At 66.2% G+C, this 18933-nt stretch carries 17 protein-coding genes; 12 read left to right on the forward strand and 5 right to left on the reverse strand.

The genetic code is table 11. The features are described 5' to 3' along the window. Positions 1–68: 68 nt before the first annotated feature. From FCE95_RS10165 to FCE95_RS10175, 3 genes are all read right to left on the reverse strand, one after another. A complete protein-coding gene (locus tag FCE95_RS10165) occupies positions 69–857 on the reverse strand; it encodes a 4Fe-4S dicluster domain-containing protein (protein ID WP_137266906.1) in 789 nt (262 codons plus the stop codon). Then, positions 854–3715, reverse strand: coding sequence for a molybdopterin oxidoreductase family protein (locus FCE95_RS10170; RefSeq protein ID WP_137266907.1), 2862 nt, complete (start codon positions 3713–3715; stop codon positions 854–856). The genes FCE95_RS10165 and FCE95_RS10170 overlap by 4 nt, the downstream gene beginning before the upstream one ends. Positions 3716–3876: 161 nt before the next feature. Continuing rightward, on the reverse strand, positions 3877–4551 hold the full coding sequence (locus FCE95_RS10175) for a LolA family protein (protein ID WP_137266908.1): 675 nt from the start codon (positions 4549–4551) through the stop codon (positions 3877–3879). 93 nt (positions 4552–4644) lie between these two features. Between FCE95_RS10175 and FCE95_RS10180 the strand changes: the two genes are divergently transcribed. The 6 genes from FCE95_RS10180 to FCE95_RS10205 all read left to right on the forward strand — a co-directional run bounded on the left by FCE95_RS10180 (position 4645) and on the right by FCE95_RS10205 (position 12102). Beyond that, positions 4645–5616 (forward strand): helix-turn-helix transcriptional regulator, encoded by a 972-nt coding sequence (locus FCE95_RS10180; protein WP_137266909.1) that lies wholly within the window; start codon positions 4645–4647, stop codon positions 5614–5616. A gap of 2 nt (positions 5617–5618) precedes the next feature. Continuing rightward, positions 5619–6518, forward strand: coding sequence for a patatin-like phospholipase family protein (locus FCE95_RS10185; protein ID WP_137266910.1), 900 nt, complete (start codon positions 5619–5621; stop codon positions 6516–6518). A gap of 104 nt (positions 6519–6622) precedes the next feature. Then, positions 6623–6943, forward strand: a complete 321-nt coding sequence (locus tag FCE95_RS10190) for a hypothetical protein (protein WP_189644724.1) — start codon at positions 6623–6625, stop codon at positions 6941–6943. Positions 6944–7029: 86 nt separating this feature from the next. Further along, the gene (locus FCE95_RS10195; protein ID WP_425481297.1) at positions 7030–9153 is read left to right on the forward strand and encodes a prolyl oligopeptidase family serine peptidase; all 2124 of its coding nucleotides are present in this window, start codon (positions 7030–7032) and stop codon (positions 9151–9153) included. 181 nt (positions 9154–9334) lie between these two features. After that, entirely contained in the window at positions 9335–11461 is a 2127-nt protein-coding gene (locus FCE95_RS10200; protein ID WP_137266911.1) for a S9 family peptidase, read from the forward strand. Between the two features lie 245 nt (positions 11462–11706). Further along, the gene (locus tag FCE95_RS10205) at positions 11707–12102 is read left to right on the forward strand and encodes a YbaN family protein (protein ID WP_137266912.1); all 396 of its coding nucleotides are present in this window, start codon (positions 11707–11709) and stop codon (positions 12100–12102) included. A gap of 160 nt (positions 12103–12262) precedes the next feature. On the opposite strand, the gene FCE95_RS10210 is transcribed toward FCE95_RS10205, so the two are convergent. After that, positions 12263–12526, reverse strand: a complete 264-nt coding sequence (locus FCE95_RS10210) for a hypothetical protein (protein ID WP_137266913.1) — start codon at positions 12524–12526, stop codon at positions 12263–12265. An 11-nt stretch (positions 12527–12537) separates the two neighbouring features. Then, positions 12538–13737, reverse strand: coding sequence for a hypothetical protein (locus tag FCE95_RS10215; protein ID WP_137266914.1), 1200 nt, complete (start codon positions 13735–13737; stop codon positions 12538–12540). Positions 13738–13883: 146 nt separating this feature from the next. Here FCE95_RS10215 and lptM point away from each other — a divergent pair, with 146 nt between their 5' ends. The 6 genes from lptM (at position 13884) to hslU (ending at position 18902) form a co-directional block, all read left to right on the forward strand. Next, complete coding sequence (gene lptM / locus FCE95_RS10220) at positions 13884–14123, forward strand: LPS translocon maturation chaperone LptM (protein WP_137266915.1); 240 nt, start codon at positions 13884–13886, stop codon at positions 14121–14123. Between the two features lie 4 nt (positions 14124–14127). Next, positions 14128–14988 carry a diaminopimelate epimerase gene (dapF, locus tag FCE95_RS10225; protein ID WP_137266916.1) on the forward strand — a complete coding sequence of 287 codons (861 nt, stop codon included), beginning with the start codon at positions 14128–14130 and terminating at the stop codon, positions 14986–14988. After that, on the forward strand, positions 14985–15659 hold the full coding sequence (locus FCE95_RS10230) for a DUF484 family protein (protein ID WP_137266917.1): 675 nt from the start codon (positions 14985–14987) through the stop codon (positions 15657–15659). The genes dapF and FCE95_RS10230 overlap by 4 nt, the downstream gene beginning before the upstream one ends. Positions 15660–15812: 153 nt before the next feature. Then, positions 15813–16685: a tyrosine recombinase XerC gene (gene xerC / locus FCE95_RS10235; protein WP_223266852.1), complete on the forward strand. Its 873-nt coding sequence runs from the start codon at positions 15813–15815 to the stop codon at positions 16683–16685. Positions 16686–16874: 189 nt separating this feature from the next. Then, positions 16875–17426, forward strand: coding sequence for an ATP-dependent protease subunit HslV (gene hslV / locus FCE95_RS10240; protein ID WP_137266919.1), 552 nt, complete (start codon positions 16875–16877; stop codon positions 17424–17426). A 105-nt stretch (positions 17427–17531) separates the two neighbouring features. Then, the gene (gene hslU, locus FCE95_RS10245) at positions 17532–18902 is read left to right on the forward strand and encodes an ATP-dependent protease ATPase subunit HslU (protein ID WP_137266920.1); all 1371 of its coding nucleotides are present in this window, start codon (positions 17532–17534) and stop codon (positions 18900–18902) included. Positions 18903–18933: the final 31 nt, after the last annotated feature.

The following is an 18933-nucleotide window of genomic DNA, read 5'->3' on the forward strand; positions in this document are numbered from 1 at the left end:
GATTGCCGCCTGCGCGGTAATGACGGCGCCGGAACGGGCGGACGCGTCGCCCAAAAAACGTGACCGCTTCAGCGTTTGAGGATCCTATCCAGCCAATGCGACGCCGCCGTCGCTTTGGACGGCGCTTCGGCCGTGGCCTCGTCCGAAGCGCCGCGCCGCGGCCGCGGCGGCAGATAGCGGTTGACCGGCTGGTAGCCCAGTTCGGGCATCAGCGCCACGCCGCCGCGCTCGGCCACCAGCTTGGAGACTTTCGATTCGGGATCGCCGAGGTCGCCGAAATGGCGCGCCTTGGTCGGGCAGGCCTGCACGCAGGCCGGCTGGCGTTCGCTTTCGTCCAAGTTCGTGTTGTAGATGCGGTCCACGCACAGCGTACATTTCTTCATCACGCCTTCGACGGCCGAATATTCGCGAGCGCCGTAAGGGCAGGCCCAGCTGCAGAGCTTGCAGCCGATGCATTTGTCTTCGTCGACCAGGACGATGCCGTCCTCGGCGCGCTTGTAGCTGGCGCCTGTGGGGCAGACGGTGACGCAAGCGGGAGTTTCGCAATGCAGGCAGCTGCGCGGGAAATGCAGCGTCATCGCCGGTTGCGGCTTCGAAGCCTCTGCTTGCGCCCCTTTCCCGCTTGCGGGAGAGGCTGGGTGAGGGTGAGTTTCCGCCGCGATCTCGTAACTATGCACACGGTTGAACCACACCCCCGACGGATCCTTGCCGTATGGATTCTCGTCCGTCAGCGGCCCGGCGATGCCGCCGGAATTCCATTCCTTGCAGCTGGTCGCGCAGGCGTGGCAGCCGACGCAGGTGTCCAGGTCGATGACCAGGCCGAGTTTCTTTTTCGACGGCGGCGGCAGGTCGGTCATCGTTGCGCCTTCTTGCGGAATTCGGCGCCGTAGCGCAGCGGCCGTTCGTTCGCCTCGCCGAAACCGATGGGCGCGAACTGCGGCTCGGATTCGGACGCATCCGTATCGGCCTTGCGAAGGTTCACCCGCAAATCGAACCACGCCGCTTGTCCGGTGACCGGATCGGCATTGGCGTAATCGCTTTTCGGCAGCTTGTCCGAGATCAGATGGTTGAGCAGGAAACCTTTCTCGCCTTCCGGCGCGTCCTTCGCCAATCGCCATGCGCCTTTGCGCTTGCCGATCGCGTTCCAGCTCCACACGGTGTCGGCCTGCGTATTGGTCGCGAACTTGGCCTGCACCCGGATTTCGCCGTTGTGCGAAGCGACCGTTACCCAATCCAAGTCGTCGATGCCGTATTTGCGCCCGGTGTCCGGATGCAGATAGAGATAGTTGCGCGCCGCGATCTGGCGCAGCCAGGCGTTCTGCGAGCCCCAGGCGTGGTACATGAACATGGGCCGCTGAGTGATGGCCGAGAGCGGGAACTCGCGATTCACCGCGTCGATTTCCGCGCCCTCGAACGGCTCGTACCAGATCGGCAGAGGATCGAAATAGGTCGCTACCCGTGCGCGATGTTCGGCCGGCGGCAAAGTCGCGCCATGTCCCTGCGCCGCCAGCCTGAATTTCTGCAGCGTCTCCGAATACAACTGCAACGCGATCGGTTCGGTGGAGCCGACGAAGCCGAAACGCTGCGCCCATTCCAGATAGCCGCGGTTGGCCATCTTGTAATAGCGCGCATGTTCGGGGATCTCTTCGCGCCAGAAGCCGCCGTTGTCGATGTAGCGCTGCAATTGGTCCGGATTCGGCGGCCCTTTGCCGTGCAGCGAACCGTCTTCGCCGCGCCAGCCGGCGAGCAGGCCCACGCCGGGCGCGCGCTCGTGGCGGACCATGTAGTCGGCGTAGTCGCGGTAGATCGGCGAGCCGTCGGCATGAACCATCCCCGGCAATCCCAATCGCGCGCCGAGTTCGAGCAGCACTGACTGGAAGCCGCGCGCGTCGCGGCCCTCGCGCTGCGTGGACGGTTCGAACAAGGGATGGCGGATCGCATCGGCGGCGCCGTCGGCGTCGGAAATCGGGCGATCCAGCAGGCTGATGCAGTCGTGGCGCTCGAGATAGGTCGTGTCCGGCAGCACCAGGTCGGCGTAGGCGACCATTTCCGACGCGTAGGCGTCGGAATAGATGATCCGCGGGATGCGGTATTCGCCGTCTTCGCGCTTGTCGGTCAGCCAGCGCATGGTCTGCGCGGTGTTCATCGCCGAATTCCAGCTCATGTTCGCCATGAACATCAGCAGCGTGTCGATCGGATAAGGATCGCCGGCGTGGGCGTTGCGGATCACCGTGTGCAGCATGCCGTGCGCGGCCAGCGGATAGCTCCACGAATAAGCGTGGTCGATCCGGCGCGGCCGGCCGTTTTCGTCGACGACCAGATCCTCCGGCGCATGCACGAAGCCCAGCGGCGGCGCGTCGAGCGCGCCGTTGTCCTTGCGCTTGCGGCCGGGCCGGTTCGGCGGCGGAATCGGTTTGGGGAACGGCGGCTGGTAGCGGAACGAGCCGGGCGTGTCCACCGCGCCCAGCAGCAATTGCAGCAGGTGCAGCGCGCGGCAGGTGTGGAAGCCGTTGCTGTGCGCGCTGATACCGCGCATCGCGTGCATCGCCACCGGTCGGCCGGGCATGTCGGCGTGTTCGCGTCCCCAGGCGTCGGTCCAGGCGATCGGCAGGCGCAGGTTCGTGTCGAAAGCGTTCTGCGCGAGTTCGCGGGCGATGCGGCGGATCGTGTCGGCGGGGATGCCGCAGCGTTCGCTGACCGCGTCGGGCGAATACTGCGGATCGAGATAGCGTTCGACGACGAGTTGGAAGACGGGATTGGCCAGGCGGCCGTCGGCGAGCAGGTATTCGCCGACGATCGCGGGCGAAATGCCGATCGCATCGGCGCGCGCTTCGGCGCCCGCGCGATCCCAGCACAGCGGGTTCCCGTCGGCGTCGCGCGCGAACAAGCCGTCTTCCGCGCCGCCAGGATCGCGGACCACCAGCCAATGCGCGTTCGCGTACCGCACCAAATAGTCGAGATCGATCCGATCGGTGCGCAGCAATTCGTGGATCAGCGCGAACGCGAACAGGCCGTCGGTGCCGGGCCGGATGCCGATCCATTCGTCGGCGATCGCGCCGTAGCCGGTGCGGACCGGATTGACCGCGACGATCTTCGCGCCGTGCGCCTTCAATTTGCCCAGGCCGAGTTTGATCGGATTGGAGTCGTGGTCTTCGGCCACGCCCCATAGCATCAGATAACGGGTGTGCTCCCAATCGGGCTCGCCGAATTCCCAGAACGAGCCGCCCAGCGTGTACAGGCCGCCGGCGGCCATGTTCACCGAGCAGAAACCGCCGTGCGCGGCGTAGTTAATGGTGCCGAATTGCTGCGCCCACCAGCCGGTCAGCGCCTGCGATTGGTCGCGGCCGGTGAAGAAGGCCAGCTCGTCCGGATTGCGTTCGCGGATCGGCGCCAGCCAGCCGGCGGCGATGTCCAGCGCTTCTTCCCAGGAAATCTCGCGGAACTCGCCGCTACCGCGCTCGCCCACGCGCAGCAAGGGCTTGTCCAGCCGCGCCGGCGAGTAGTGCTGCATGATCCCCGACGCGCCCTTGGCGCAGATCACGCCCTGGTTGACCGGATGCGCGGGATTGCCCTGGATGTAGCGGATCTTGCCGTCGGCCAGCCACACTTTGATGCCGCAGCGGCAGGCGCACATGTAGCAGGTGGTCGTCTTGACCTCGTCGCCCGGCGAAGGCGAGGTGTTCAGGGCTGGCTCTTTCGGAGCGGGCGCGCGCATGGCGCGTATTGTGCCTGCGCGCGGCTTTATTGTGGGAGCGGCTTTTGTAGGCGGCTTTTCGTAGGAGCGGCTTTAGCCGCGAACTTTTTCTTCAAATCGCGGCATTGCGGCGATTTCGGGGGGAAGAGCTCGCGGCTAAAGCCGCTCCTGCATAAAGCGGTCTACTGCGGCGGATCGATCTTGATCGAGGCGTCGTTGTAGCGGCTGTAGCGGATCCGCGTTTCCACGCTCTTGCCCTGCATCTCCATGCGGTTGAGTATCTGCAGCGGCAGATGCGCCTCGCTCACCCACAGCGTCATTTCCACCGGCTGCGGCTGGGTGTTGCGCACGGCGTATTTGCGCGCGGGCGTGCCGTCCACGGCGTCGCTGCCTTGCGCTTCGACCGTCATGGTCGCTTCGTGTTCGTTGATCTTGCCCGGATCGCGCCACTGGGCCAGTTGGTCCTTCTGCATCGGCACTTTCATCGTCTTGCCCTGCATCGTCATATACAGGGTGTCGCCGACGATGGTCTGGGTGCCCATCGGCATCTGCATCCGGTAGCGGTCGGGCGCGACGAAGTCCATCGTCGCCTTCATCTTGCCGCCGGGCATCTGCGGATTGTCGATTTCCATGTCGGCATGGAAGCTCTTGGCTTCCAGGAAGGCGGCCATCGCGGCCTTGATCTCGTCCTTGGGGCTGGTGGGGGCCAACGCTTCGGCGGCCGCGGCGACGGGCGAGGGCGCGGCCGCGGGGGCGGACTCCTGGGCGGCGGCCGGTCCGGCGGGTTCGGTTTGCTGCTTGCAGCCGACCAGAACGGTCAGCGCGGCGACGAGGGCGAGCGGAACGAAGCGGCGCATGCGAAACTCCCTGTTCGATGGCGTGGCGGTATCCTTGCACAAACGGCAGGCCGACCCCATCGCGGTCATGCTCCCTTCGCACAATCCGCCCCCATGGACCGCTACGAGCGCATCAACGCCCTGCACCGCATCCTGAAGTCCGCGCGCTATCCGGTGACGGTGCCGCGGCTGCAGGAGGAACTCGGCTGCTCGCGCGCCACTGTCTACCGCGATTTGGCCTTCCTGCGCGATGCGCTGATGGCGCCGGTGGTCGGCGACGGCGAAGCCGGCTTCCGCTACGAATCCGGCGAAGCCGGCCGCTTCGAATTGCCGGGCTTGTGGCTGAGCTCGGAAGAGCTGCACGCGCTGCTGGCCGCGCAGCAATTGCTGGCGCGCACCGGCGGCGGCGTGCTGTCCAGCGCGCTGGCGCCTTTGAACCAGCGCATCGACGGCCTGCTGTCCGAACACGCCGGCGGCAAGCGCTGGCCGGTGGAGCGGGTCCGCGTGATCCCGCACCGCACGCGCCGCACCGACGAACACGCTTTCCGCACCGCCGCTTCCGCGGTGCTGGAGCGCAAGAAGCTGGCGTTCGAATACCGCGCGCGTTCGACCGACGAGAAGACCCGGCGCACGGTGTCGCCGCAACGCATCACCCACTACCGCGACAATTGGTATCTGGACGCCTGGGATCACGAGCGCTCGGCTTTGCGCAGTTTTTCGGTGGACCGGATCGGCAACGCGCGCGTATTGGAAGAGCCGGCGGACGACATCGCCGATGCGCAGCTCGACCAGCACCTGTCTTCCAGCTACGGCATCTTTTCCGGCGAACCGAAAGGCTGGGCGACGATCGTGTTCAGTCCCAAGGCCGCGCGCTGGGTGGCCGACGAGCATTGGCATTCGCTGCAGCAAGGCCGCTGGCTGCCGGACGGCCGCTACGAGCTGAAGGTGCCTTACGGCACGCCGCGGGAATTGCTGATGGACGTGCTGCACTACGGCAGCGACGCCGAAATCGTCGAACCCAAATCGCTGCGCGAGCAGGCGCGTTCGCTGCTGTTGATGGCGCTGAGCCAGTACGACCGAAATTGACGATGGCCGCGGCCGAGGCCCCGAAGATCGAACGCGGCGAACCGGTCGCGTTGGCGCTGGGCGCGGGCGGCGCGCGCGGCTTCGCCCAGATCGGCGTGATCGAAGCGCTGCAGGCGCGCGGCCTGAAGATCGTCACCGTCGCCGGTTCGTCCAGCGGCGCGCTGGTCGGCGGCGTGTTCGCGGCCGGCAAGCTGCCGGAGTTCAGCGCCCGGCTGAAAGAGATGAGCCGCGGCGATTTCGTGCGCATGCTCGATCCCTCGCTCGGCGGCAACGGCCTGTTCCGCGGCGAGCGTTTGATCGAAACCATGCGCGAGGTGGTCGGCGATCCGAACATCGAAGCGCTGCCGATCACCTTCGTCGCGGTGGCGGTCGATCTGATGCGCCAGCGCGAAGTTTGGCTGCGCCAGGGCCCGCTGTGGCAGGCGATCCGCGCTTCGTTCGCGATTCCCGGCTTGTTCACGCCGGCCGAAGTCCACGGCCGCGAACTGGTCGACGGCGGATTGCTGGCGCCGTTGCCGATCACCGCCACGCGCCTGTCCGATGCGCATCGGCTGATCGCGGTGGACATGCACGGCTGGCCCGAATCGCCGCCGGGCGAACCGGCTAAGCCGGACGCGCCGCCCATGCGTCCGCACCGCTTCGGCGCCTGGGTGGAAAAGCATCTGCGCCGCCGCGTCGAGGAGCAGACCGAAGAGGGTATCGGCTTCAGCGAGATCATGGCGCGTTCGCTGGACACCATGCAGGCGCAGATCGCGCGCGTGCAGATGGCGCTGGATCCGCCCGAATTGGTGATCCGCATTCCGCGCGACGCTTGCTTGTTCTACGAATTCTGGCGCGCCGGCGAGATGATCGAATTGGGGCGCAAGGAGGCCGACAAGGCTCTGGACGCGGCGGGCTATTGAATGGGTGAGCACCTTCTCCCGCTTGCGGGAGAGGGCTTACTTATGTCGCAACCTATGAGATGGCCGCCCGGCAGCCTGCGTTCCCGACCCGAAGGAGCGCTCCGATGTCGATCCTGATCGCCAAACCCTCGCCCCGATCCGTCCCCGTCGTCGATCCGCGCCTGGACGCTGCGCTGCGGCAGATCGCTCTGATCGGCCTGATCGCCGTGCTGACTATCCCTGCCGCCCGCGGCAGCAGCGTTTGGCTGGGCTGGATGCCGCTGTGGCTGCTGGCCATGCCGCTGACGGCTTGGTGGGCATTGCACCGTTTCCGCCTGCCGCGCGCGGCCGCCGCGGGCCAGCGCCGGACCCGCCCGCGTGCGCACACGCAGGCGCGGCGGCGCACCCGGCGGGCGCCGCCGAGCCGGCTGCCGCAAGTGGCCTGACGGGCCGAGGACCTCTGACCTTCGGCACGGCTCGCCCCTAACCCCCTGTGCTAGGTTGGGGGTTTCCACCATTTGCAGGGGCGCCCATGCCGAAAGCGACGCAGGCCAGTCTGACCTTATGGATGACCGCGGCCCTGGCCGTATCGGCCATGGCCCCCGTTCGAGCCCAGGAGGCCAGCGCCGTGACCGATCCTTCCGATACCTATGCCTGGCTGGAAGGCGTCGAGGATGCGAACGCGCTGGAATGGGTGCGCGGCGAAAACGCCAAGACCGAGGCCGAACTGGCCGCGACCCCGGAATTCAAGAAACTGGAAGGCGAGATCCGCGCCATCCTCGATTCCGACGCCAAGATCCCGACCGTCGAGAAGATCGGCGACTACTACTACAACTTCTGGAAAGACGCCAAGCACGAACGCGGATTGTGGCGGCGCACGACGCTGGAGGAATACCGCAAGCCGCAGCCGAAGTGGGAAACGGTCATCGATCTGGACGCGTTGAACGCGGCCGAAGGCGCGAAGTGGGTCTGGCACGGCGCGGACTGCCTCAAGCCGGAGTACAAGCGCTGCCTGATCGCGCTGTCCCCGGGCGGTTCGGACGCCGACGTCACCCGCGAATTCGACCTGTCCACCAAGCAATGGGTGAAGGACGGCTTCCATCGCGCCGAAGCCAAGGGCGCGCTCGGCTGGATCGACCAGGACACGGTGTACGCATTCACCGATTTTGGTCCCGGTTCGATGACCAGTTCCGGCTATCCGCGCATCGTCAAGCAGTGGAAGCGCGGCACGCCGCTGGCGTCGGCGCAGGTGGTGTACGAAGGCAAGCCCGACGACATGTACATCGCCGGCGTCCACGACAACACGCCCGGTTTCGAGCGCGATTTCGTCAGCCGCACCATCGCTTTCTACAACGACGAGCTGTACCTGCGCGGCAGGGACGGCAAGCTGGCCAAGATCGACGTGCCGAACTCGGTCGACAAGTCCGTGCACAGGGAATGGCTGACGCTGCAACTGCGCGAACCCTGGACCGTCGGCGGCAAGACCTACGCGGCCGGCTCGCTGCTGGCGGCGAAGTTCGACGATTTCATGGCCGGCAAGCGCGATTTCCAAGTGCTGTTCGAGCCGACCGACAAGACCTCGCTGCAGAACTACGTGTGGACCAAGTCGCACGTGGTGCTGAACGTGCTGGACGACGTCAAGAACCGCCTGAGCGTGCTGACGCCGGGCGAGGGCGCGTGGAAGAAGGGCGAATTCGTCGGCGCGCCGAAGTTCGGCACGCTCGGCGTCGCCGCGGTCGATTCCGACGACAGCGACGCGGTCTGGCTGACCGCCACCGATTATCTGACGCCGACGACCTTGTCGCTGGCCGAGATCGGCAAGCAGCCCGAACAGCTGAAGGCGATGCCGGTATTCTTCGACGCGTCGAAGGACGTCATCGAGCAGCACTTCGCAACGTCCAAGGACGGCACCAAGGTGCCGTACTTCATCGTCCGCCCGAAGGACATGAAGCTCGACGGCAGCACGCCCACTTTGCTGTACGGCTACGGCGGCTTCGAAATCTCGCTGACGCCGGCGTATTCCGGCGGCATCGGCAAAGGCTGGCTGGAGAAGGGCGGCGCCTATGCGGTCGCCAACATCCGCGGCGGCGGCGAATACGGCCCGCGCTGGCACCAAGCCGCGCTGAAGGCGAACCGGCACAAGGCCTACGAGGACTTCGCCGCGGTCGCGCAGGATCTGGTCGCGCGCAAGATCACCTCGGTCGAGCGCCTGGGCATCCAGGGCGGCAGCAACGGCGGCCTGCTGATGGGCAATATGCTCACCCAATATCCCGAACTGTTCGGTGCGGTGGTCGTGCAGGTGCCGCTGCTGGACATGAAGCGCTACAGCCATCTGCTGGCCGGCGCGTCGTGGATGGCCGAATACGGCGATCCGGACAAGCCGGAGGAATGGAAATTCATCCAGGGCTTCTCGCCCTACCACCTGTTCGATCCGGCCAAGACCTATCCGCCGACCATCTTCATGACATCGACCAAGGACGACCGCGTCCACCCGGCGCACGCGCGCAAGATGATGGCCAAGATGCAGGCCGCGGGTAAGGACGTGCGCTACTACGAGAACATCGAAGGCGGCCACGGCGGCGCGGCCAACAATGCGCAGCAAGCGCATATGAACGCGTTGGCGTATACGTTCTTGTGGAAGGAGTTGAACAAGTAACCAGGACGTCGCCCAGCGCAAGCCGGGACCCATTTTGCCGTTGCCTAGGCCGTCATTCCCGCGAAGGCGGGAATCCAGCGACTTTGGCCTAACAAGGACACAGCAAAATCAAGATGGGTCCCCAGCTTGCGCTGGGACGATGGCGACGAACCCGTTGCGCTCTGCCGAAATGGACCCATCTATGAAACCGACCCTTTTCCTGCTCGCAAGCCTTTCCCTGATGACTCTCAACGCCCCCGCCGCCGATCTTCCGCCCCCGCCCGACGTCGCCAAGAAGCCGCACGAGGTCAAGGCGCCGTTCGGCGCGACCCGCAACGACGAGTACTACTGGCTGCGCGACGACGAGCGCAAGAATCCGGAGATGCTCGCCTATCTGAAGGCGGAGAACGACTACGCCACCGCGTTCATGGCGCCGCTGAAGCAGGTCGAGGACCGGCTGTACGACGAAATCGTCGGCCGGATCAAGCAGGACGATGCCAGCGTGCCTTACCGGCTGCGCGGCTACTGGTACTACACCCGTTTCGAAACCGGCAAGGACTATCCGATCCACGCCCGCCGCAAAGGCACCATGCAAGGTCCGGAAGAGGTCCTGCTGGACGTCAACGCGATGGCCGCCGGCAAGGACTATTTCAACGTCGCCGAATACGAGATATCGCCCGACAACAAAATCATGGCCTGGACCGACGACGACGTAGGCCGCCGCCAGAACAAGGTCCATTTCAAGAACCTAGTAACCGGCGAGATCTATCCGGACACGATAGCGGGCGTGACTTCGTACACCGCCTGGGCCGACGACAACAAGACCCTGTTCTACGTCGAGAACGATCCGGAGACGCTGCTCACCACCCGGGTCAAGAAGCACGTGCTCGGCACGCCGGCGTCGCAGGACGAAACGGTGTACGAGGAAAAGGACAACAGTTTCTACATCGGCCTGTGGCGCACGCGCGACGACAAGTTCATCTGCATCGACGTGGGCAGCACGGTGATGACCGAAATCCGCTGCGCGCCGGCCGCCGATCCCAAGAAGTTCGCCGTGCTGGCGCCGCGCGAGCGCGACGTGGAGTACTACGCCAACCATCTCGGCGACCGCTGGGTGATCCGCACCAACGCCGACGGCGCCAAGAACTTCAAGATCGTCACCGCGCCCGACGGCAGCGCCTCGCGCAAGGATTGGAAGGACTGGGTGCCGCACCGCGAGGACGTGTTCATCGAGGACATCGAACTGTTCGACGGCTTCACCGCGATCGCCGAGCGCTCCGACGGCCTGGAACGCATCCGCCTGCTCAAGGGCGACAAGGAGGAATACGTCAAGGCCGACGAGACCGCTTATTCGATGGGCTTCTCGGTCAATTCCGAGCACGACACGCCGTGGCTGCGCTACACCTACACCTCGATGACCACGCCGGCCACCACTTACGAGGTCAATACGCAAACCGGCGAGCGCCGCCAGCTGAAGCAGCAGCCGGTGATCGGCTACGACCCGTCCAAATACGCTACCGAGCGCGTGTGGGCCACGGCGCGCGACGGCACCAAGATCCCGGTGTCGCTGGTCTACAAGAAAGGCTTCGAGAAGAACGGCAAGGCCGCGATGCTGCAGTACGCCTACGGCAGCTACGGCGCGTCGATGGATCCGGGCTTCAGCATCGTCAACGTCAGCCTGCTCGATCGCGGCATGGTCTACGCCCTGGCCCACATCCGCGGCGGCCAAGAAATGGGCCGCAAGTGGTACGACGACGGCAAGCTGTTCCACAAGAAGAACACCTTCACCGATTTCATCGACGTCACCGATTATCTGGTGAAGGAAGGCTATGCCGCGAAGGACCGCGTCGCCGCGTACGGCGGCAGCGCCGGCGGCCTGCTGATGGGCGCGATCACCAATATGGCGCCGGAGAAGTACCGCGTGATCCTGTCGCAGGTGCCTTTCGTCGATGTGGTGACGACGATGCTGGACCCCAGCATCCCGCTGACCACCAACGAATACGACGAATGGGGCAATCCGGAGAAGAAGGAGTACTACGACTACATGGTCACGTACTCGCCCTACGACAATTTGAAGAAGGGCGCCTACCCGGCGATGTTCGTCGGCACCGGCCTGTGGGATTCGCAGGTGCAGTATTGGGAACCGGCCAAGTACGTGGCCCGCTTGCGCGATCTGGATACGGGCAAGCAGCCGGTGCTGTTCCGGATCAACATGGACGCCGGCCACGGCGGCAAATCGGGCCGCTTCCGCAAGTATCGCGAGCAGTCGGAGATGTTCGCGTTCATGCTGGATCAGTTGGGTGTGGGCGGGACCAAGTCGACCGACTGATTGTCCGACGTACGTAGCCGACGTCTAAGTTCGCCGCGGCTTTAGCCCTCTCCCGCTTGCGGGAGAGGGTTGGGTGAGGGCGCGCAGACGCGAAGATCGCGACACGCAATCGGTATCCGATATCTCAAGCGCTGGGCTGACGATATGTTCGACGCGATCGGCTATTCCGCGCGCCCTCACCCCAGCCCTCTCCCGTAAACGGGAGAGGGAGCATATCGCCGCGACTCCGCCCTATCATTGCGGTCATGACCGCTCCCGTCCGCTACCGCTGGGCTTGGTGGCTGCTCGCTTACGTCAGTTTGGGCGTGGGCATCGTCGGCATCTTCGTGCCGGGCCTGCCGACCACGGTGTTCGTGCTGATTTCGGCCTGGGCCGCCGCGCGCGGTTCGGAAAAGCTGCATCGCTGGCTGCACGAGCACCCGCGCTTCGGTCCGGCGATCCGCGACTGGCAGGCGCACGGCGCCGTCTCGCGCCGCGCCAAATGGATGGCCACCGCGACCATGGCCGTCTGCGCCGTCGTGCTGTTGTTAGTGATGCTGCGTTTCCCCGCGCATCGCTGGTGGATGACGGCGTTGCCGATCGCGTGCATGGCGATCGTCGCGGCTTGGCTGTGGCGCCGGCCGTCGCCGCCGCCGGCGTAAGTTTTTAACCGAACGCGCTTTTGTAGGGCTCGTAGGGTGGGCTTCAGCCCACCGACGCGCAGCGTCCGCGAATGCGGGCGATACGGATTCGCAGATCGTATGCCGCCCTTGTTTCGCAGCGGTTTTAGGACGGCGATGGCGGGCTGAAGCCCGCCCTACGTCAGATCGGCTCGCCGCGGCGCGTGCCGGGCTTCACGATCAGCAACTCGTCCGCATCGCGCCTGCGCGCGCGCATGACCAGGTCCAATGCCAATTCCGGCTGCAGCCGGTAGCGTTCGAACGCGGCGCGGTCGATCTCGTAATACTCCTCGTAGTCGACCAGGCCGTTGTTGACCGGGATCGACACGTAATAACGCCCCGAATCCTCCTCGACGCCGATCGAGAAGCGATGCTCGCGGTTCACCACCACATCGTTGAACTTCAAGGCTTCGGCGCTCAGTTGACCGTGGTCATATGGTACGCCGACGGGGGCAGGGCGCCAGCGTCGATCACCGCCTCGTTGGATCCGGTGGGCAGCTTGCCGCCCGGAATCCACTGGGTGTTGGCGCCGTCCTCATTGCCAGAGGGAATGCGGATATTGCCTTCCTTCGGATTCGGGAAGTCGATCCGGACCAGCGGGTCGTTGGCCAGCGTGCCCGGCGGCAGGCCCAGGGCTTCTTCCAGCTTCGCCGTGTCGCCGCCCGCGCTGGCGATCAGCGCATCGGCTTCGGCCTTGGGCATCACGAAGGTGGTGCCGTCGGCGCGGGCGATGCCGTATTTGTCGACCGCGCTCTGCGTGGCGAAGCGCGAAGCGCCGTCGTCGAACAAAGCCATGTGCTGGTCGATGTAGGCCGGCGACAGGTATTCGGACGGGGCGGGGCGCGTGCCCTTAGGCAATTTGGTGATGTCGTCGATCAGCGAGGTCGGCAATGAATCGCCGGCGCGGACCAGGCGGCCCGCATCGCCCAGCACGTCGAGCGCGCGGGTGCCGTCGGCGATCTTGTCGGCGGTGTTCAGGCCTTCGGCGATGCGCGTGGCGGTGGTGCCGCCCTTGATCGCGGCGTTCGCTTCGCCGACGCCGATGAACATACTGCCTACGTCCACCACCAGGCGACCGCCGAACTTCGACCAGTCGCCGTTCGCGGCGGCGTCCTGATAGCCGTGGGTCACGCCGTCCCACAGCGCGCCGGCGGTGCGCATATTGCCTTCGGAGTTCACCGCCCAGCCGACCGGGCTGGTCAGGCTGCCCAGCGCGACGCCGGTGTTGGCGATGCTTTCCACGCGCTGGAAATTGCGGTCCGCATGGGTCGCCCATTCCAACGGGCTGACCAGCTTGCTGGCGCCGTCGGCGAGCTGCACGACGCCCTTGCCCATGTCGTAGACGGCCAGCACCGCGCCTTCGGTGACGCCGAGCTGGTTGGAAACGAACTGGCCCGCCGCTTCGCCTACCACGCCGCCGTGTTCGCGGCCGAATTGGACGATGTCCTGGCGGAAGCCGTCGACCGCTTGCTCGGCGCTGTCGACCGCGCCTTCGATCTTGCCGCCGACCCAATTCTTGGCGTCGTCGACGTCGTCGAGCCGATCGCCGACCCAGTGGCGCGCGTTGCTCGCGGCGCTGGTGACGCTGTCCCAGGCTCCGCTCAGGCTGAATCCCATGGCCCTCTCCTTGCGCGCGGTTTACTGGCCGAAAATTAGGTCGGCCGCGGCGTCCTGAAAAGCTAGGGCAAACCCTGGAGCGGGGTTTAAGTCCCGTTTGCGCGGGCCGGCTGCGTTACGGCAGCGCACCGGGCTACACTTCGGCCATGAACCTACGCTTCTCATTACTGATAGCTCTCTCGGCGCTGGCCTTGGCCGGCTGCGGCAACAAGGGTCCGCTGGTGCAAGCTCCGCCCAAGACCGCGGAAGAGACCCCGGCCCAGGAAACGCCGAAAGCCGAAGACGCCACGACGCCCGTGCCGGAAACCCCGGCCGAGCCGGCGCAGCCCGAAACGGCGCCCGCGACGCAAACGCCGCCGCCCGCTCCCGACGCGGATGGCGGTTGATGCCATGAACGCCGCCGTGCGCGCGCCGGCCGCTGCGCTGCGCTTCACCAAAATGCACGGCGCCGGCAACGATTTCGTCGTGCTCGACTTGCGCGGCGGCACGCCGCCGCCCGACGCCGACCTGTGCCGCGCGCTCGCCGACCGCCACACCGGCGCCGGCTGCGATCAAATCCTGACCATCGAACGCCCGCGCAGCGCGCAAGCGACGGCCAGCTATCGCATCTGGAACGCCGACGGCTCGTCTTCGCAGCAATGCGGCAACGGCGCGCGTTGCGTGGCGGCGTGGCTGGTGCGCGACGGCGCCGCGCGCGGCGCCGAATTCTGGCTCGACAGCCCCGCCGGCACGCATGCGGTGCAGCCGCTGGGCGGCGGCCACTACCGGATCGCGATGGGCGTGCCCGATTTCGCCCCGCAGGCGGTGCCCTTGGCGGGCTTCGCCGAGGCGCAGGACGAATACGCGGTGGACATCGGCGGCGCCGAAGTGCGTTTCGGCGCGGTGTCGATGGGCAATCCGCACGCGGTGCTGGAAGTGCTGGACGTCGATTCGGCGCCGGTGGCGACGCTCGGCCCGGCGTTGCAGCGCGACGGCGCGCTGCCGCAATCGGGCAACATCGGTTTCGCCGAAGTCGTCGCGCGCGACCGCATCCGCCTGCGCGTGTACGAGCGCGGCGTCGGCGAGACCCTGGCCTGCGGCAGCGGCGCCTGCGCCGCGGCGGCGGTGCTGATCCGGCGCGGCCGCGTCGGCCGCGAGGTGGCGGTGGCGTTGCCCGGCGGCGAATTGCGCATCGCTTGGCCGGACGACATCGCGCAAATCACCATGGCCGGTCCGGCCGCATTCGTTTTTGAAGGGGAATGGTCGGCATGAGCGACAGCAACGAACGCCTGGGCGCGCACGAAGTGGCGGTGTGGCTGCGCCGGCATCCGAAATTCCTGCAGCAGTTCCCCGATCTCGCGCTGAGCCTGGTGGTGCCGCGCGAAGACGGCCCGGCCGCGTCGCTGGCCAGCTACCAATTGGACGTGCTGCGCGACAAGAACCGCGAATTGAACCGCCGCCTGCAGGAGCTGTACGCGAACGCGCAGGACAACGAGCGTCTGGCCGTGCGCACCCAGCAGCTGACTTTGGCGATGATGCGCCAGGACAACGCCGCCGACACGCTGCGCGCGATGGCCGCGTCGCTGGAAGAGGATTTCAACGGCGATTTGGTCCGGATCGTGCTGTTCGAAGACGCGCCCGGCGTCGGCGACGTCGATTGGCTGCAGGTGATTCCGCGCAACGACGCGCAACTGGCCTCGTTCCGCGATTGCCTGGACGACGGCGAACCGCTGTGCGGCCGCCTGCAACCGGAAAAGAACGCCGTGCTGTACGGCGTGCGCGCGCCGGAAGTGCAGTCCAGCGCTTTGATGCCGATGCCGGGCGTGGGCCTGCTCGCGGTCGGCAGCCGCGAACCGAACCGCTTTTATCCCGGCATGGGCACGCTGTTCCTGCGGATGATGGGCGAAGCGCTGGCGACGGGGTTGGCGAGGTATGCGCGCTGACGGCGCGAGTTTCGCCGGCCGTCGCTCTTACGGCCGTCATCCCGGCGCATGCCGGGATCCAGGGCGAAACGACGTTCCGGCAATTCGCGGCCTAATTCGGCGGATCTGGATCCCGGCATTCGCCGAGATGGCGATCGAAAGCGGGATGCCGTCGTGATCGAAGAATTCCTCGCCTATCTGCAAATCGAGCGCCGCATGTCCGCGCACACGCTCGATGCGTACCGGCGCGATCTGCAAGCCCTGTCGGCATGGTCCTCGGCGCAAGGCGACGACGATCCTTCGCGATTGCGCGCCGAACAACTGCGCGCCTTCGTCGCCGCCGAACACCGCCGCGGCTTGTCCGCGAAAAGCTTGCAGCGCCGCTTGTCCGCGTGCCGCAGCTTCTACCAATGGCTGCTCAAGCACGGCCGCATCGCCGCCAGTCCCGCGGCCGCGATCCGCGCGCCGAAGGCGCCGCGCAAATTGCCGCAGGTGCTCGATCCCGACGAAGCCAAAGCGCTGGTCGAGGTACCCACCGACGCGCCGCTGGGCGTGCGCGATCGCGCCTTGCTGGAACTGTTCTATTCGTCCGGATTGCGTTTGAGCGAATTGTGCGGCTTGCGCTGGCGCGACCTGGACATCGCGCACGGCCTGGTAACCGTGCTCGGCAAGGGCGGCAAGCAGCGCAGCGTGCCGGTCGGCTCGCATGCGCGCGAAGCCTTGACCGATTGGAAGAAGGAAAGCGGCGGCACCGCGGAAACGCCGGTATTCCCCGGCCGCGGCGGCGCGCCGATTTCGCCGCGCGCGGTGCAGATGCGCCTGCGTTTGCTGGCGCAGCGGCAAGGCCTGTTCAAGCGCGTGCATCCGCACCTGTTGCGGCATTCCTTCGCCAGCCACGTGCTGGAATCCTCCGGCGACCTGCGCGGCGTGCAGGAATTGCTGGGCCACGCCGACATCGCGACGACGCAGATCTACACGCATCTGGATTACCAGCACCTGGCCAAGGTCTACGATGCCGCGCACCCGCGCGCCAAGCGCAAGCCCTAACCTTCCGCTTTCGTAGAGTCGAGCCTGCTCGACTGCTTTGGCTCGTGTAGAGCGGAGCTCGCTCCGCTGCTTTGCTTCCGTCCGGCTCGAGGAGCAGCGGAGCAAGCTCCGCTCTACACAAGCGGTCTACGGGCCCTTGTGGCGGCCCGAGCCCACCCCCATCCAAGGAACTCGACCCCGGAGCTCCGCATGGATCCCAGCCAGAATCCCCACGTTTTCCACGCCACGACCATCGTCTCGGTGCGCCGCAACGGCCGCGTCGCCGTGGCGGGCGACGGCCAAGTCACGCTCGGCCACACGGTGATGAAGGCCAACGCGCGCAAAGTGCGCCGCTTGGGCAAGGACGGCCAGGTGCTGGCCGGTTTCGCCGGCGCGGCCGCCGACGCTTTTACGCTTTTCGAACTTTTCGAATCGAAGTTGGAGAAGCACGGCCAACTGCAGCGCGCCGCGGTGGAATTGGCCAAGGATTGGCGCACCGAACGCCGCCTGGGCAAATTGGAAGCGCTGCTGGCCGTGGCCGACAAGGAAACTTCGCTGATCGTCAGCGGCACGGGCGATGTGATCGAGCCGGAAGACGGCCTGGTCGCGATCGGCTCCGGCGGCCCGTACGCGCTGTCCGCGGCGCGCGCCTTGCTGGCGCACACCGAATTGGACGCCAATCGGATCGCGGTGGAAGCCTTGAACATCGCCGGCGACATCTGCATCTACACCAACCGCAACATCGTCGTCGAAGAGCTGTAGGAACGAATGAAGAGAAATGAGGAACTAGCGATGTCCGCGAACCCCTCACACCTTGCCCCTTCACTCGTTCCTCGTTCCTAACCTCTAGTTCCTAGCTCGAGTCCCATGTCCAAGCCAGACAACAACTCCTCCACCATGACCCCGCGCGAGATCGTGCAGGAACTCGACCGCCACATCGTCGGCCAGCAACAGGCCAAGCGCGCGGTGGCGATCGCGCTGCGCAACCGCTGGCGGCGCATGCAGCTCGACGCGGATCTGCGCAACGAGGTGATGCCGAAGAACATCTTGATGATCGGCCCCACCGGCGTCGGCAAGACCGAGATCGCGCGGCGCCTGGCCACGCTGGCCAACGCGCCTTTCGTCAAGGTCGAGGCGACGCGCTTCACCGAAGTCGGCTACGTCGGCAAGGACGTCGAGCAAATCGTCCGCGACCTGGCCGATACCGCGGTGAAGCTGTACCGCGAACAAGCCAAGCAGCGCGTCCGCACCCAGGCCGAGGAGCGCGCCGAAGACCGCATCCTCGACGCGTTGCTGCCGCGGCGCGCGCCGGGCGGTTTCGGCTTCAATGCCGAGGACGCGCGCAACGAACCTTCCGCCGCCGACAGCGACACGCGCTTGAAGCTGCGCAAGCAGCTGCGCTCGGGCGCGCTGGACGAACGCGAGATCGACATCGAAACCGCGATCAACGTCGGCGTCGACATCATGGCGCCGCCGGGCATGGAAGAGATGAGCCAGCAGCTGCGCCAGATGTTCTCGCAAGTGGCCGGCAACAAGACCCACAAGAAGACGCTGACGATCAAGGCCGCGCGTCCGCTGCTGACCGAGGAAGAGGCCGGCAAGCTGGTCAACGAGGACGAGATCCGCGAAGCGGCGATCGAAGCCTGCGAGCAGCACGGCATCGTCTTCATCGACGAGATCGACAAGGTCGCCAAGCGCAGCGAAGGCTACGGCGCCGACGTCAGCCGCGAAGGCGTGCAGCGCGACCTGCTGCCGCTGGTGGAAGGTTCCACTGTCAGCACCAAATACGGTCCGATCAAGACCGACCACATCCTGTTCATCGCCAGCGGCGCGTTCCACCTGGCCAAGCCGTCCGACTTGATCCCCGAAATGCAGGGCCGTTTTCCGATCCGGGTCGAGCTGGGCGCGCTGGGCAAGGCCGAGTTCGTGCGCATCCTCACCGAGCCGAAAGCCTCGCTGACCAAGCAATACGTCGAATTGCTGAAGACCGAAGGCGTGTCGCTGAGCTTCGCGCCGGACGCGATCGAGCGTTTGGCCGAGATCGCCGCGCAAGTGAACGAGCGCCAGGAGAACATCGGCGCGCGGCGCCTGCACACGGTGCTCGAGCGCTTGCTCGACACGCTCAGCTACGAAGCGCCCGATCGCGACGGCGCGGCGGTCGTCATCGACCGCGCCTACGTCGATTCGCATCTGGGCGAATTGGTGCAGGATCCCGACCTGTCCCGCTACATCCTGTGATGCATAAGCCCTCTCCCGCGCGCGGGAGAGG

The sequence above is a fragment of the Luteimonas gilva genome, from assembly GCF_005239095.1.
Taxonomy (GTDB): Bacteria; Pseudomonadota; Gammaproteobacteria; order Xanthomonadales; family Xanthomonadaceae; genus Luteimonas_C; species Luteimonas_C gilva.